A 14640-nucleotide genomic window follows, 5' to 3' on the forward strand; every position below is an offset into this window, starting at 1 on the left:
GAGTAGCGTGACAGGGCGTGACACATTCCCAGCGACGCGACAACCTCAGTGCCCGGATCGGAAGGTCGTCCGACGGTGAGGACGGGGCCACAACGCTGGACGCCATGCTGGTCACGGACCTCAACAACGTGCGTTACCTGTCCGGATTCACCGGATCCAACGCGGCGTTGCTGGTGTTCGCCGACGGGCGCCCCGCGGTGTTGAGCACCGACGGTCGCTACCGCACCCAGGCCGCTCAGCAGGCACCCGATCTCGAGGTGGTCATCGAGCGGGCGTGTGCCCGTTACCTGGCTGGTCGCGCGGCGGCCGACGGCGCCCGGCGGATCGGGTTCGAGAGCCACGTGGTGACCGTCGACGGCTGCGACACGTTGGCACGTGCGCTGAGAGACACGGGGGCGTCGCTGGTGCGCGCATCCGGCACGGTGGAGGCGCTGCGCGAGATCAAGGACGCCGGTGAGGTGGCGCTGCTGCGGCTGGCCTGCGAGGCCGCTGATGCCGCACTGGCCGACCTGATCGAACGGGGTGGTCTGCGGCCCGGCCGGACCGAGAGGGAAGTTCGCCGCGACCTGGAAGCCCTGATGCTCGATCACGGCGCCGATGCCGCCTCCTTCGAGACCATCGTGGCCACCGGCGCCAACTCCGCGATCCCGCATCACCGGCCCACCGACGCGGTGCTGGCCGAGGGAGATTTCGTGAAGATCGACTTCGGTGCGCTGGTGGCCGGCTACCACTCCGATATGACGCGCACCTTCGTCCTGGGTAACGCCGCCGATTGGCAACGCGAGATCTACGACCTGGTGGCCACCTCACAACGGGCGGGCCGGGAGGCCCTGGCACCCGGGGTCTCGCTCAAGGAGGTCGATGCGGCATCGCGGCAGGTCATCGCCGACGCCGGCTACGGCGAGACGTTCAGCCACGGCCTCGGCCACGGTGTCGGGCTGCAGATCCACGAAGCGCCGGGAATCAACGCTTCCGCCGCCGGTACACTTCTTGCTGGTTCTGCGGTCACCGTGGAGCCAGGTGTCTACTTGCCCGATCGCGGCGGTGTCCGGATCGAGGACACCCTGGTCGTCGGCCCGGAGACGCCCGACCTGCTTACCCGGTTCCCCAAGGAACTCCAGATCCTCTGATCGAGGGTCGCCTGTCAAACAAGGAGAAGTACCCACCGTGGCATCGACTGCCGATTTCAAGAACGGGCTCGTCCTCAACATCGAGGGTCAGCTGTGGCAGATCATCGAATTCCAGCACGTCAAGCCCGGTAAGGGCCCGGCGTTCGTCCGCACCAAGCTGAAGAACGTGCTGTCGGGCAAAGTGGTCGACAAGACCTACAACGCGGGTGTGAAGGTGGAGACGGCCACCGTCGACCGCCGCGACGCCACCTACCTGTACCGCGACGGCAGCGACTTCGTGTTCATGGATTCCGAGGACTACGAGCAGCACCCGCTGTCGGAACAGTTGGTCGGCCGGTTGGCGGACTTCCTGCTCGAGGGCATGCCCGTGCAGATCGCCTTCAACGAGGGCTCGCCGCTGTACCTGGAGCTGCCGGTGTCGGTGGAACTCGTCGTCACCTTCACCGAGCCGGGCCTGCAGGGCGACCGCTCCAGCGCGGGCACCAAACCGGCCACCGTGGAGACCGGTGCCGAGATCCAGGTGCCGCTGTTCATCAACCAGGGCGACAAGCTCAAGGTCGATACTCGCGACGGAAGCTACCTGGGCCGCGTGAATGCCTGACAAAGTCGGGAAATCCCGCGGCAGGCACGCCGCGCGCAAGCGCGCGGTGGACCTGCTGTTCGAAGCGGAGGCCCGCGGCATCACGCCGTCGGAGGTGGCCGAGTCACGCACGCTGCTGGCCAACTCGAAGGCCGACATCGAGCCGCTGAATGCGTACACGGTCACCGTGGCGCGCGGTGTCACCGACCATCGCGCCCACCTCGACGATCTGATCAGCAGCCATCTGCAGGGCTGGACGCTGGAACGGCTGCCCGCGGTGGACCGGGCCATCCTGCGGGTGGCGGTGTGGGAGTTGTTGCACGCCGAGGATGTGCCCGAACCGGTGGCCGTCGACGAGGCGGTCGAACTGGCCAAAGAACTGTCCACCGACGACTCGCCGGGCTTCGTCAACGGCGTACTGGGTCAGGTCATGCTGGTGACCCCGCAGATCCGGGCGGCCGCGCAGGCCGTGCGCGGGGACACCTAAGCCAGTACGGTCTCGACGACGCCGAGGAACCTGCTCGCCGTGGGGCCGGGGTCGCTGCCCAGCCAGGCGGCGGCCATCGGGACTTCAGGGGCCCCCGCCACGTCGCGGAACACCACACCGGGCCGGGTGGCCCGCGCCACCCCGGCGGTGACGAACCCGATGCCCGCGCCGGCGGCCACCAGGCCGGCGAGCGTGGTGACCGGGGTGACCTCCTGCGCGATGAGTGGTTCGACACCGGCGGCGCGGTAGCACCCGACGAGGTTGTCGAACAACACCGGGCCCACCGACCGCGGCGCCGCCAGCAGGGGTTCGCCGGCCAGATCGGCGAAGGCGATCGAGTCGGTGTCGGCCAGACGATGCCCGGCGGGCAATGCCCGCACCAGGGGTTCGGCGGGTAACGACCGCGCGGTGAGCTCTGAGCGCGCCAGCGGCGGATGCAGCACACCGATGTCGATGTCACCGCCGGCCAAGGCCGCTTCGGTTGCGGGAGAGTTCATTTCGGTCAAGTCGACGGTCACGCCGGGATACGCCCCGCGGAACCGTTGCACGGCCCGCGGCAGCCAGGTGTAGGACGCGATGACGGTGAACCCCAGTCGAAGTCGCCCGAGGGAACCACCGGCCGCCCGGGGTGCCAGGTCAACAGCCTTGTCGCCGTGGGCAATTGCGACCTGTGCGGGTTGGAGGAAAGCGAGTCCGGCCGGGGTGAGTTGCACGCCGCGGCGGTCGCGGTCCAGCAGGGTGGCACCCACATCGCGTTCCAGTGTCCTGATCCGCTGGCTCAGCGCCGGCTGACTCAGATGCGGCGCGACCTGACCGCCCCTGACCTGTCGGGCCGGCTTCCGTCGGCGCCGTCGACCCTCTCGGTGATCGACGTGGCGACGGGTCTACGAGCTGGGCCCCGACGACGAGCCCGGCCTGACCGAAGTGCAGCGCATCGACCTTCCACACGGTGTGCACCATGTCGTGTTCGGCTGAGCCTTCGCCGATGCCCACCTGCCATCGCGTCATGATGGGGACATGCTCCCTGTTCTGGACCTCGGCGAAGCCGACACCGGCCCGGTGTTGTTCCGCGCCGCGCTGCGTGAGGCGGCGCACCGGTACGGCTTCTTCTACCTGACCGGGCACGGCATCCCGGCTGCTCAGGTAGCCGAGGTGCTGGAGTTGGCGCGGCAGTTCTTCGCCCTGTCGCCGGAGGCCAAGGACGAGATCAGCCAGCTCAAAAGTCCCCAGTTCCGCGGATATTCGCGGCTGGGCGGTGAACTGACCAACGGCACGGTCGACTGGCGCGAGCAGATCGACATCGGACCGGAACGCCAGGTGATCGCCGGCGCGCAGGGGTACTGGCGTCTGCAGGGCCCCAATCTGTGGCCGAGCGCTCTGCCCGCGCTGAGGCCGGCGTTCGAGGGCTGGAGCACCGCCTTGGCCGAGGTCGGCCTTCGCCTGCTGCGCCACTGGGCGGTATCGCTGGGTGCTGCCGAGGAGTTGTTCGACGCGGCGTTCGCCGAGGCCCCGGCCACCCTGATCAAGGTGGTCCGGTATCCGGGCACCGTAAAGACCGCTCAGGGTGTTGGCGCGCACAAGGATTCGGGTGTGCTGACCCTGTTGCTGCTGGAGCCCGGTTCGGTGGGGCTGCAGGTGGAACTGTCGCCCGGACAGTGGATCGACGTGCCGCCGGTCGACGGTGCGTTCGTGGTGAACACCGGCGAGTTGTTGGAGGTGGCCACCGGCGGCTACCTCAGGGCCACCCGGCACCGGGTGCTGGCGCCGGCGCCGGGCACGGACCGGGTGTCAATCCCGTTCTTCCTCAACCCGGCACTGGACGCACAGGTTCCGCTGATCGCGCTTCCGCCGGAATTGGCCGCGCAGTCGCGCGGAGTGGAGGCCGATCCGCACAACCCGATCTTCACCACCTACGGGGAAAACGCCTGGAAGTCGCGCACCCGGGCTCATCCCGACGTCGCGGCGCTGCATCACGGCATCAGGTGAGATTACTTCCGGCTGATCGCAACTCTGGGCTGCGCCGGCAGCGGCTCCTACCGTGGCCGCTGTGTTCGACGTCCGTCGCCTCCTGGTGTTGCAGGAGGTCGCCAGGTGCGGTTCGCTGAGCGCTGCGGCAACAGCGCTGAACTACACCACCTCGGCGGTGTCGCAACAGATTTCGGCGTTGGAGCGTGAACTCGGCGTCGCCGTGCTGGTGCGCGGGCCAGGCGGCGCGGTGCCCACCCCGGCTGGGACGCGACTGCTGGAGCATGCGGCGACCATCCTCGGTGCCGTCGCCGCGGCCGAACGGGATCTGCGACAAGGCTCGAATGCGGCACCGGACCAGCTGCGGGTGGCTTCCTTCGCCAGTGCTGCCGCGCTGATCCTGGCGCCGGCGCTGGCGCGGTTCCGGGTCGCCTACCCGGGGGTGCGGCTGCGGTTGGTGCCTGCCGACCCGGAGGACGGTGTGGTGTTGCTGCGGCACGGCGGCGCCGACGTAGCAGTGGTCACCGAGGTTCCCGGCGACGCACCAGCTTTCCCGGGGCTGCTCACCATCCCGGTCTACGAGGACGAGTTCGTCGTGATGCTCCCGCGTACGCACCGGTTGGCCGGCGCGCCCGAGGTGGACCTCGCAGCCCTGGCGGGCGACGAGTGGGTGGTCAGTTCGGCCACCGGAACGTGCCCGGATAGCCGGGTTTTCCGGAAAGCTTGTGAGCGGGCCGGATTCATTCCCTCGGTGACGTTCACGCCGGAGGATCACCTGGCCGTCCAGGGGCTGGTGGCCGCCGGCCTCGGTGTCTCGCTGGTGCCGTCGCTGGCGGTCAGGCAAAACCGCGACGACGTGGTGGTGCGGAGGGTTTCCGGGCGACCGCCGGTGCGGCGGGTCGCACTGGCGCTGAGGCACCCGCCACGCAGCGGCACCGCCCTCGCGGTGCTGGTCGCCATGGTCCGTTCGGTGGGCGAGCGCTCGACCGACAACCGCGGGTCGGGCGTGCCTGCAAGCCCTTTCAGCGTTGTGTGAGCCAGCTGTACCGAAAGAAGCCGACGCGACCTCCCGTCCGAGAAGTCGCCCTGAGTGAGGAGCTGTATGACCATCACCGATATCCCCGTGCCCGTGCTGACCACTACTGCCGACGCGCTGGCGGCCGCACACGCGGTCGCCGGGGAGATCGCTGCAGGCGCAGTGCAGCGTGAACTCGACGGGGTGTGGCCGCAAGAGCAGCTTCGCTGGGTTGCCCGTGCGGGTCTGCTGGGCATCATCGTGCCCGCAGAACACGGGGGACCGGACCTGCCGAGGTCCACCGCGGTGGAGGTGTTGCGTGTGCTGTCGCAGGCCGACTCCGCGGTGGGGCAGTTGCTGCTGGCCCATTTCGTCCTGTCGGCGGCCATTCGTGAGCTGGGCCCCAACGATCCCGCGCCGCGGATCTACGCCGACATCCTGGCCGGGGCGCAACTGGGCAACGCCACCGTCGAACGCGGCACCCGGTTGTCCACCGAGCGGTTGACCACGGTGACCCGCGGCGCCGACGGCGGCTGGGTACTGCGCGGCACGAAGTACTACGCCACCGGCACGCTCGGTGCCTCCTGGATCGCCGTCGCCGCCCGGATGCCCGACACCGAGCCCACCCACGGGGCCACCGTGTTCGTCCGTCCCGACCAGGCCGGCGTCACGCTGAACCTCGACCGGTGGTCGTCGTTCGGGCAGCGGGGAACCGCCAGCGGAGAGGTGATCTTCGACGAGGTCGCGGTGGACGACGCCTATGTGATCGACGAAGGCCCCGACCTGGATCCGGTGACCGCGCCGCCTGCGGTGCTGGGCGCCTTCGACCAGGCGCTGCACGCCGCCGTCGACATCGGGATCGCGCGGGCCGCGCTGTCCGACGGCGCCGAGTTCGTGGTCAACCGCAGCAGGCCGTGGTTCGAAGCCGGTGTCGACAACGCCGCCGACGAGCCGCACGTGGTGCGCCGCTTCGGGGAGCTCACCGCGCGGCTGTACGCGTTGGAGGCACTGTTGGAGCAGGGCGCGAAGCTGGTGGACGCCGCACTGGCCGAGGCAGAGCTGACGCGGGAGGCGGCCGCCGCGGCGTCATTGAAGGTCGCCGCCGCCAAAGCGCTGGCACAGGAGTTCGCCGTCGAAATCGCCAGCGGTGTCCTGGAATTGGCCGGGTCGTCGGCAACCGACGCTCAGTACGCGCTGGACCGGCACTGGCGCAACGTCCGGGTGCATTCGCTGCATGACCCGGCCCGCTGGAAGTACGTCCATCTCGGTAATCACACCCTGCGCGGCACCAACCCGCCGCGGCTCGGCGTGGTGCTCTGAGCCTCACACATAGGCCAATGGGTCACGTAAGTCAGAATTGCATCGATCTTTCTGTTTCGCCGATGACGAGTGTAAAAGCCAGGGTGGGTGGTTTGAGACGGTGAATCCGCTGCTGTGCAACAAGTTTGGCTGGGGTTCACCATATTGGAAGCGATCCGGAGGTCACGCCACCGTCGACCTGCGCACCACCCGCGCCACGAGTTGATCAACCCCGCCCCCTGGGCCCGCTGTCACGTGTGTTGAAAACGGGGTGTCAGGCTTGTCGCCTTCAGCCTCGCAGGATCGTCGGGTCGTGGAGGTCGTTGTTGTCGATCAGGATGCTCGCCCGCTGCTGCGGGCGGCAGTCGCGGAAGTAGATGCGTTGCCCCTCGACGTATCGACGCATACTCAGGTCTTCGGGGTCTGGCGAAGTTCCGTCTCGTAGCGCCATGCGCCGGGCCGTCTCGGTGAACCCCACGTCGAGGAAAACGGTGAGATCCCAGTGGGCGCTGAGCTCGGCACGCTGCAGGAAAATCCCGTCAACGATGAGCACCGCTGCCGGGTCGGCGGTCTCGAACCTCGGGTTCAGGACTTCATCGGTGACATGGCTGTAGCTGGCGTGTCGAAAACGCCGTGAACCTCCCGGCGCGAACGGTCGCGAGCACGACTGCAGCGTGCCAGCCCTATTGCGTGAAACTTCTCGACATCTACTACGAGCGGTCATAGCTTGGTGTGATGAGGGTGGGGATTGTCGGTGGTGGTTTCGCAGGACTGGCGGCAGCTATTGCTTTCCGCCAAGGCGGTCACGAAGTAAGTGTTTTCGAGAAATGTTCTGGGCCGTCGGCCGCTGGTGGCGCTATCTCTCTGGCTTCGAATGCACTCACATGTCTGTCAATTCTCGGTGTTCGAGCGCGCGTGGTGACGGAGCCATGGTCGCAAACGCCGGCCACCGTGCGAAACTCAGATGGCGATGTCCTCATCCGACGAACGCTCGCCCAGCTCACCGGCGGAGAGCACTACGCAACCGTGCCACGCGGTCAGCTGCTCACCTGGCTGACTGAGAGGCTGCCCCCGGAGTGCCTGCGCTACTCCAGCACCGTCACCGGAGTGCAGCCCGACGGTGCTGTCGTTGTGGGCGGAACAGAGCAACGGTTCGATCTGATTATCGGCGCAGACGGAACACGGGGCATCACCAGACGATTGCTGTGGCCGGAGGCGCCATCGGCACGCTCTACCGGCATCACGGGGTGGGCCTGGATCGATGACCGGGAGCTTGACGCCGGGTTCGGCCCTATCTGGGGACGCACCACGGATTTCGGGATCTTGCCCCTTACTGATGGCCGTACCTACATTTACGGCGGAACCCAGGACCGGGGAACCGAACTATACGACTACCGGCATTGGCCAACACCCCTATCGACGCTGATTGACGCCGCCGATCCTGGGCGGATAGCCACTCCGGAGATTTTCGAAGCTCGGCCACCCCGCCAGCTCGTGCGCGGCAAGGCCGCACTGATCGGCGATGCCGCCCACACCATGCGTCCGACATTCGGCCAAGGCGCAGCGCTGGCCATGGAGGACGCCATCACCCTTGCCCGCTGTGGCTTCGCGGGACTGAACAGACGCCGGTCACGCGTGCTCGCGCTGTACACGGCCTCCAAAGCCGGATCATATTTCGCGACTCCCCGCCTTGACGTTGCGGAGAAGGCCCGCAATCTGGCTTTACGGCTCACGCCTAGCCTCCTGTTCGGACTCATGGCGGGATCGGTCAGTCACTGGCGACCACCCACCAGCACCGCAGAGCACGACACTCGAAACGAATGCCCGTGAGGTCGGCACTGGTCGTCGGTTCTGGCCCCAATGGTCTCGCTGCCGCGATCACGCTGGCTCAGGAGGGCGTTGAGGTCACCGTCGCAGAAGCTGCCGACTCCATTGGAGGCGGACTTCGCAGCAGCGAGCTGACCTTGCCGGGATTACTGCATGATCATTGCGCAGCCATCGTGCCGACCGCCGTGTCCTCACCGTTCCTGCAGTCACTGGATCTGGAGTCTCACGGCGTCCACTGGGCCTGGCCGGACGTCGACTTGGCTCATCCCCTCGATAACGGCTCGGCGGGCATTCTGTATCGGTCGTTGGCACGCACCACCGACGGGTTGGGCAGTGATGGCCGTCGCTGGCGACATCTGTTCGGCCCCCTGTCACGCAACTACGACGCCCTTGCCCAGGACTTGCTCGCCCCGATAGTGAAGGTTCCCCGGCACCCGTTGCGGCTCGGCACATTTGGTGTGCCCGCGATGATGCCAGCCGCGGTGATGATGCGTATCTTCGGGACTCCCGCAGGCCGAGCGCTGTTCGCCGGCAACGCCGCTCATGCCTGGACACCCCTGACGCGCCCACCCTCGGCCGCGGTGGCATTGATGTTCGGAGCTGTCGGGCACCGTTACGGTTGGCCTGCAGTGAAGGGAGGAACAGCCAAACTTGCCGCTGGCCTAGCCAGCATCCTGCGATCGCACGGTGGTCACATCGAAACCGCGGTCACCATCAAGTCGATCGGCGACGTCGGTGACTTCGATGTCGTTCTCTACGACACCAACCCTGGTCTGCCCGCCCGACTTCTCGGCGATCGGATTCCCTCTCGAATTCGCCGCGCACTATCCAGATACCGATACGGCGCGGCTGCCTTCAAGATGGATTTTGCTGTGCACGAGGGCATTCCCTGGACCCACCACCGCGTGCAGCGGGCCGGGACGGTACATGTCTGCGGCAATGCCGAGGAGGTGATCGCTGCCGAACACGACACCTACAACAACCGGATGCCCGAACGCCCATTCATCATCGTCGCCCAGCAGGCAGAAATAGATCCTGGCCGAGCAACTGGTGACCTGAAACCGATCTACACCTACGCGCACGTCCCACACGGATACACCGGCGACGCCCAAGAGGCCATCGTGACCCAGATCGAGCGTTTCGCCCCTGGCTTTCGTGACCGCATCGCCGCAACGGCGGTATGCCGTCCCGCCGACTTCGAGCGAAGTAATCCCAACAATGTCGGTGGCGACATCAACGGCGGCTCAATGGACTTTCAGACGTTCTTCGCCCGACCACGCCTGAGTGCAAACCCCTACTGGCTTGGGGTCAGAGGGCACTACCTGTGCTCGTCATCAACACCGCCCGGAGGAGGCGTCCACGGCATGTGTGGACACCTCGCCGCCCGCAGCGCACTACAACATGAGGCGTCTCCTTCTCGAATCTGAAGAACCGAGGTCGATCCCTGTCTCGGGTATACACACCTGAGACGGTGAGCACCTGCGGTCACACCGAGACAAATACTCGATCGAGCACGCGGCGACGACGGGCGCGGGTGGCTGTCTTGTGCGACGCGATATTGAGACCGTCGATGGTGCCGATCAGAAGCCGGTCCGGATCAACCGTGATGTTTCTGGCCCACGCCGCTTGGGCCATCGCTGCGTAGCCGTGTCCACTGTGCTCGGTGTCGGTCACCTCTTCCTGGATTTCGTCACCCTCAATCCAGCGAACAGCACCTGGTGCAATCGCAATGGCTCCGACCGACACGCCGTCGACCGTGATTGCCTGCAACTGGCCTGCACGGTGCCATCGACGGAGGTCGTCAGGGGCCGCAGGGGAGACGTTGCGCGCCACAGTTGGATCATGGGTTGCCATGTGTTCATAGCGGCGACGCACCATCTCGATCGCATGTTCTGCAGTCGGAAACGGGATCAATCGCACCGACGGCTCCGGGGCGAGCATGTCTCGGTACCGCGAGACATAAATGCTCATGTCTAGCAATGCATTTGGCTCTGAGATGCGGCCAGGGCGGGCGCATATTCTCAAGTATTCTGGTCTGAACATCGACCATTCGTCACGGACGCATGCGCGCAGTCGGTGGAGGTCGTCGAATCCGTGCGCGATGATCTCCACGAAGGGGCGGTTGACGTCTCGCCCGCGGAAACGAATACCGCCCAACAGGCCACCGTCGGAGGTGCGGATGATGCGGTGTAAGTAGTCGCTCGGCAAAACCCCGGGCAGCGACAGATGCTTGTAGAACTGTGCGGCGAAGTCGTCGTCGCTTACTCGCGACGCCTCGACGTCCAACCAAGAGGCCACAATCGCGCTGCCGTCGGAGCCGAAGAGAGTGGCGGCCACCGCCAACTCATCGGCAATCGATGACCAACCATGAGCAATCATGTCCAGGCATTGAAACTCACCGCCCAGACCGAATGCAACGGCTTTTGGGCGGAGCTCCAGTCTCGAATCTAGAGAAGTTGGACGGCTCGCATGTTGTCTCAGTCGTTGCCTTCACCTCATGTCCAACCACCACGGCCGCCATTTGGATTGGCCACCTCTGTGCATTGTCAACCCACGAGTGCAATCTTTGCTGCTGAGACGAAATCGGTGACTAGTGGGTTCGCTTCGCCGATCCGGGAGGCGACGACTACGCTGCTGGCGGGGAAACCGTCCAGTGGCACCGTGGTCAGATCCGGGCGTACCGAGCTGCGGTGGTCGCCGACCGGAAGGACCGCAACGGCCTGGCCGCTTGCGACCAGTTCCATTCTGTCCTCGAAACTTTCGACGATGGCTCCGGCCGACAGCGGGCCCGGGTCGCTCGGCTGGTAGGACTCTGTCGGGAAGATCGCGCGGGTTCCGCCGTGTGAGCAGATGATCGACTCGCCTTCGGCGAAGTCGTCCAGCGACACCGACTGCCGGTCAGCCAGCCAGTGATCGGCGGGCATCACGAGCATGCGCGGCTCGTCGTACAGCGCAACGACGCGGACGTCGTCGATCGGGATGAATAGCGGCGTCCTGGCGACCAGCACGTCGATCTGCCCGTCGGTGAAGACCCCCTCTTCGTGGCATTCCAGGTGCCGGGTCGCGATGTCCGCGTGGGGGTGCCGGCGCCGCAATTCGCGGACGGCGGGAGTGATGACGAGGTCTTCGACGTAGCCGATCACGACTTTGCCTGCGGGTGCGTAAGCGCGGGCGGTGAGTGCCGCTTGGCGGGCCGCGCGTAGAAGGGCCTGTGCCTCAGGGACAAACGCCTTGCCGGCCTCGGTGAGCAGCGCCCCTTGCGGGGTGCGGTCGAGCAGCCGGACGCCCAGACGATGCTCCAGACGCTGGATCTGCCTGCTCAACGACGGCTGTGCCACATGGAGTTTGGCCGCAGCGCGACTGAAGCTCTGATGCTCGGCGACCACGGTGAAATATCGGATCAGCCTCAGCTCCAGGTCGATTCCAAGATCGTTCACTCGACGTTCAACCTCGCTGCGTTCAGAGGTATTCCGTTTTGGCATAGCGGGGTACCGATCAGGTCTTGGACAGATGCTCCCGGCGGCCGAAGACTCGACAGTATGAGCAGATACGACGGCAAGAATGTGGTGATCACCGGCGGAAGCAGTGGCCTGGGACTGGCCGCCGCCCGCTATCTAATCCAGCACGGCGCCCGGGTCATGGTGACCGGGCGCAATCCGGACACGCTCGACGATGCCGCCCGCCAACTAGGTGATCGCGGGATCGCGGTGCAGAGCGACGCGAGCTCGCTCGCGGCGATCGACGCACTCGCCGACCGTGCCCGGCGCGACTTCGGTACCGTCGATGCGTTGATCGTCAACGCGGGCATCGGGAGTTTCGACCCGTTCTTCACGGTCACCGAGCAGACCTTCGACGACGTCTTCGCGATCAACACCAAAGGCCCTTTCTTCACGGTGCAGAAGCTGGCCCCGCTGCTGGCCGAGGGCAGCGGCGTGGTGCTGACGACCTCGATTGCGAACCAGACCGGTTGGGATGCGCTCAGCGTCTACTCGGCGAGCAAGGCGGCGTTGCGGTCGATGGCCCGGACGCTGAGTAAGGAGTTGCTGCCCAACGGAATTCGCGTCAACGCGATCAGCCCGGGGTCGATCGAAACCGGCAAGTTGGAGAAGGAAGCACCGGAGAAAGCCGCGCAACTGGAGGCGCAGTTCGAGGCGAGCAGTCCGATGCAGCGGTGGGGGCACCCCGACGAGTTCGCCCCGGCCGTGGCGTTTCTGGCTTTCGACGCCACCTATGTTGCCGGAATCGAACTTGTCGTCGACGGAGGCGAATCGCAACTGTGAGAGGCGAACTGACAGTGACGATATACGAAGGCAAGCGCGTCGTCATCACCGGAGGGACGAGCGGAATCGGGCTGGCCACCGCCAGGATGTTGGTCGACCGTGGCGCACGCGTGCTGGTGACTGGTCGCACCCCATCCTCGCTGCAATCGGCCCGCGCGACACTCGGTCCCGGCGCCGTCGTCGTCGACATCGATGCCGTGTCCGGCATCGACACCCTCGTGGACCGGGTGACATCAGAGTTCGGTGGCGTCGACCTGCTGGTGCTCAACGCCGGTGGCACCGATGCCGCGACGGTCGTGGACACCGACGAAGCTATGTACAACAGGCTTTTCGAACTCAACACCAAAGCGCCGTTCTTCACGATGCAGAAATTTCTGCCGCTGTTGGCCGCAGGCAGCGCCGTGGTGCTCACGACATCGGTCAGCAATACCAAGGGAATCGCGACTACAGGCGTGTATTCGGCAACCAAAGCGGCACTGCGATCTATGACCCGAACCTTCGCCCGCGAACTTCTCGACCGGGGCGTCCGGGTGAACGCGGTCTCCCCGGGGCCGATCGACACCGGCATCCTTGAGCGCACCATGCCAGTCGAGGCCGCCCGCGCTTTCCTCGAGCAGATCAAAGCCGACAACCCGATGCGACGCTTCGGCGAACCCGAAGAAGTGGCAAAAGCGATCCTCTTCCTCGGGTTCGACGCCACCTACACCACCGGCACGGAGCTACTCGTCGATGGCGGCGCGTCCGATCTATGACCAGCTAAACCCTGTCTCGGTTCCAGAAAACGAGACAGCAGCGAGAACGCCTTTGGGTGAGCGCAACGCACCAGCTCGCGGTGTCTCATTTCTGTCTTACACCGTCCGGGGGCACAACCCTGGGCCGCATGTGTGCGGCGGCCAAGCAATTCGCCGCATAGAAAACGAAAAGCACAAGGCGGAGCGGGCGACGTGAGACAGCCTCCGAACGCCCAGCTGGCATCGCTGATGAAGTCGATCGCGAGAACCGACACGAGCAGTCGTAGGCAGCGCTCGTTCAGTTGTGTGGCGCCGGGGTATCGCGGCTAGGCATGGGACAACGTAGTGTCAAGGTTTAGTTGACAAAAAGGCCAAACGTAAATGTACTCTTTACGCATGTCCGGTTCGTTCATGTCGACTGGTCGACAGCTTCATCGCCAGCTCGCTCAGATTCTCGCCGCTCCAGTTCTCAATAGCGGCAACGATCCACTCGATCTGGTGCGCGCAGCGCACCAGATCCGAGACGGGGCTGAGGCGTTGATGGCTGCTGCGGTACAGCAGGCACGAGAGGCCGGCCGAACATGGCAGGAAATCGGCGAAGTGCTCGGCGTCTCACGGCAGGCCGCTTTCCAGAGATACGGCAAGCCCATCGATCCTCGAAACGGAGAAGTCATGACAACCAGCCCCCTTCCGGAGGCCATCGAGTTGGCCCGGGCGGTCATCGATGATCATGCTCACGGCCGGTGGTCGGATGTCACCGAGCGGTTCGATGACACGATGCGCGCGGGGCTGACCGAGGAGGGGCTCGCCGAGGCGTGGGCCTACCTTGCTGGGTTGGCTGGGGCCTACGAGAGCCACGGAGACACCGACGCCGTGCGCGCCGGCGACTTCACCATCACCAACACACCGCTGGCCTTTGAAGCCGGTGATTTCGTTGCTCGCATCACTTTTCGCGACGATCGAACGATTGCCGGACTGTTCATCCTCAATCCTGATGCGGCCGACGACGATGGTGGCACATGAATCATTAACAACCCCAACGGGTTTTGCGAATCAACCGCAACATGCCTCGCCATGAAGTCCACGATCAATGGGCCTAGACGAGAGATCCAGTAGCTGCTACGAGAACCGTGACCGCACTCGTCCCGGCTGTGCGCGTCGCGCAGGCGGCGCTTTGGTTTCCAGCCCGCCACCCGCCCCGAGGATCAGTACCCGCGCTTGAGCCGGTGCGCGTTCGGCCAGCAGGATCGCGGTCATGGTGTGCAGCGCCTGATACCCGGGAACGATCCGGTGCGGCCAAATGCGCAAGCGGCCTTGCTGATTCGG

The 14640-nt window shown here is 65.7% G+C and carries 16 protein-coding genes; 11 read left to right on the forward strand and 5 right to left on the reverse strand.

Translation table 11 applies throughout. The annotated features are described in order from the left end of the window. The first annotated feature begins 17 nt into the window (after positions 1–17). The 3 genes from AC3A6P_RS20505 to nusB are packed head-to-tail and all read left to right on the forward strand — an operon-like array spanning position 18 to position 2197. Positions 18–1130, forward strand: a complete 1113-nt coding sequence (locus AC3A6P_RS20505) for a M24 family metallopeptidase (RefSeq protein WP_487693557.1) — start codon at positions 18–20, stop codon at positions 1128–1130. A gap of 37 nt (positions 1131–1167) precedes the next feature. Further along, positions 1168–1731 carry an elongation factor P gene (efp, locus tag AC3A6P_RS20510; protein ID WP_487693558.1) on the forward strand — a complete coding sequence of 188 codons (564 nt, stop codon included), beginning with the start codon at positions 1168–1170 and terminating at the stop codon, positions 1729–1731. Next, the gene (nusB, locus tag AC3A6P_RS20515; protein ID WP_487693559.1) at positions 1724–2197 is read left to right on the forward strand and encodes a transcription antitermination factor NusB; all 474 of its coding nucleotides are present in this window, start codon (positions 1724–1726) and stop codon (positions 2195–2197) included. The genes efp and nusB overlap by 8 nt, the downstream gene beginning before the upstream one ends. On the opposite strand, the gene AC3A6P_RS20520 is transcribed toward nusB, so the two are convergent. Beyond that, positions 2194–2994, reverse strand: coding sequence for a LysR family transcriptional regulator (locus AC3A6P_RS20520; RefSeq protein ID WP_487693713.1), 801 nt, complete (start codon positions 2992–2994; stop codon positions 2194–2196). The genes nusB and AC3A6P_RS20520 overlap by 4 nt on opposite strands. A gap of 220 nt (positions 2995–3214) precedes the next feature. Here AC3A6P_RS20520 and AC3A6P_RS20525 point away from each other — a divergent pair, with 220 nt between their 5' ends. The 3 genes from AC3A6P_RS20525 (at position 3215) to AC3A6P_RS20535 (ending at position 6497) form a co-directional block, all read left to right on the forward strand. Then, positions 3215–4183: an isopenicillin N synthase family dioxygenase gene (locus AC3A6P_RS20525; RefSeq protein WP_487693560.1), complete on the forward strand. Its 969-nt coding sequence runs from the start codon at positions 3215–3217 to the stop codon at positions 4181–4183. Positions 4184–4244: 61 nt separating this feature from the next. After that, the gene (locus tag AC3A6P_RS20530) at positions 4245–5198 is read left to right on the forward strand and encodes a LysR family transcriptional regulator (RefSeq protein WP_487693561.1); all 954 of its coding nucleotides are present in this window, start codon (positions 4245–4247) and stop codon (positions 5196–5198) included. Between the two features lie 66 nt (positions 5199–5264). Continuing rightward, the gene (locus AC3A6P_RS20535; RefSeq protein WP_487693562.1) at positions 5265–6497 is read left to right on the forward strand and encodes an acyl-CoA dehydrogenase family protein; all 1233 of its coding nucleotides are present in this window, start codon (positions 5265–5267) and stop codon (positions 6495–6497) included. Between the two features lie 268 nt (positions 6498–6765). Here AC3A6P_RS20535 and AC3A6P_RS20540 read toward each other — a convergent pair whose 3' ends face one another. Beyond that, positions 6766–7029 (reverse strand): nucleoside/nucleotide kinase family protein, encoded by a 264-nt coding sequence (locus AC3A6P_RS20540; protein ID WP_487693563.1) that lies wholly within the window; start codon positions 7027–7029, stop codon positions 6766–6768. A 182-nt stretch (positions 7030–7211) separates the two neighbouring features. Here AC3A6P_RS20540 and AC3A6P_RS20545 point away from each other — a divergent pair, with 182 nt between their 5' ends. Both AC3A6P_RS20545 and AC3A6P_RS20550 read left to right on the forward strand, forming a co-directional pair. Then, positions 7212–8306: an FAD-dependent monooxygenase gene (locus AC3A6P_RS20545; RefSeq protein ID WP_487693564.1), complete on the forward strand. Its 1095-nt coding sequence runs from the start codon at positions 7212–7214 to the stop codon at positions 8304–8306. Continuing rightward, positions 8303–9730: a phytoene desaturase family protein gene (locus AC3A6P_RS20550; RefSeq protein ID WP_487693565.1), complete on the forward strand. Its 1428-nt coding sequence runs from the start codon at positions 8303–8305 to the stop codon at positions 9728–9730. The genes AC3A6P_RS20545 and AC3A6P_RS20550 overlap by 4 nt, the downstream gene beginning before the upstream one ends. A 58-nt stretch (positions 9731–9788) precedes the next feature. On the opposite strand, the gene AC3A6P_RS20555 is transcribed toward AC3A6P_RS20550, so the two are convergent. After that, positions 9789–10682 (reverse strand): hypothetical protein, encoded by an 894-nt coding sequence (locus AC3A6P_RS20555; RefSeq protein ID WP_487693566.1) that lies wholly within the window; start codon positions 10680–10682, stop codon positions 9789–9791. A 167-nt stretch (positions 10683–10849) separates the two neighbouring features. After that, on the reverse strand, positions 10850–11740 hold the full coding sequence (locus tag AC3A6P_RS20560) for a LysR family transcriptional regulator (protein ID WP_487693567.1): 891 nt from the start codon (positions 11738–11740) through the stop codon (positions 10850–10852). A 102-nt stretch (positions 11741–11842) separates the two neighbouring features. Here AC3A6P_RS20560 and AC3A6P_RS20565 point away from each other — a divergent pair, with 102 nt between their 5' ends. The 3 genes from AC3A6P_RS20565 to AC3A6P_RS20575 all read left to right on the forward strand — a co-directional run bounded on the left by AC3A6P_RS20565 (position 11843) and on the right by AC3A6P_RS20575 (position 14337). Then, entirely contained in the window at positions 11843–12583 is a 741-nt protein-coding gene (locus AC3A6P_RS20565) for an SDR family oxidoreductase (RefSeq protein ID WP_487693568.1), read from the forward strand. A gap of 14 nt (positions 12584–12597) precedes the next feature. Beyond that, positions 12598–13335 carry an SDR family oxidoreductase gene (locus tag AC3A6P_RS20570; RefSeq protein WP_487693569.1) on the forward strand — a complete coding sequence of 246 codons (738 nt, stop codon included), beginning with the start codon at positions 12598–12600 and terminating at the stop codon, positions 13333–13335. Positions 13336–13710: 375 nt separating this feature from the next. Then, a complete protein-coding gene (locus AC3A6P_RS20575; protein ID WP_487693570.1) occupies positions 13711–14337 on the forward strand; it encodes a DUF3887 domain-containing protein in 627 nt (208 codons plus the stop codon). A 96-nt stretch (positions 14338–14433) separates the two neighbouring features. Here the strand turns inward: AC3A6P_RS20575 and AC3A6P_RS20580 are convergent, their stop codons facing one another. Next, the gene (locus AC3A6P_RS20580; protein WP_487693571.1) at positions 14434–14622 is read right to left on the reverse strand and encodes a hypothetical protein; all 189 of its coding nucleotides are present in this window, start codon (positions 14620–14622) and stop codon (positions 14434–14436) included. Between the last annotated feature and the right edge of the window lie 18 nt (positions 14623–14640).

It is taken from the genome of Mycobacterium sp. Soil_C_30, assembly GCF_057656995.1.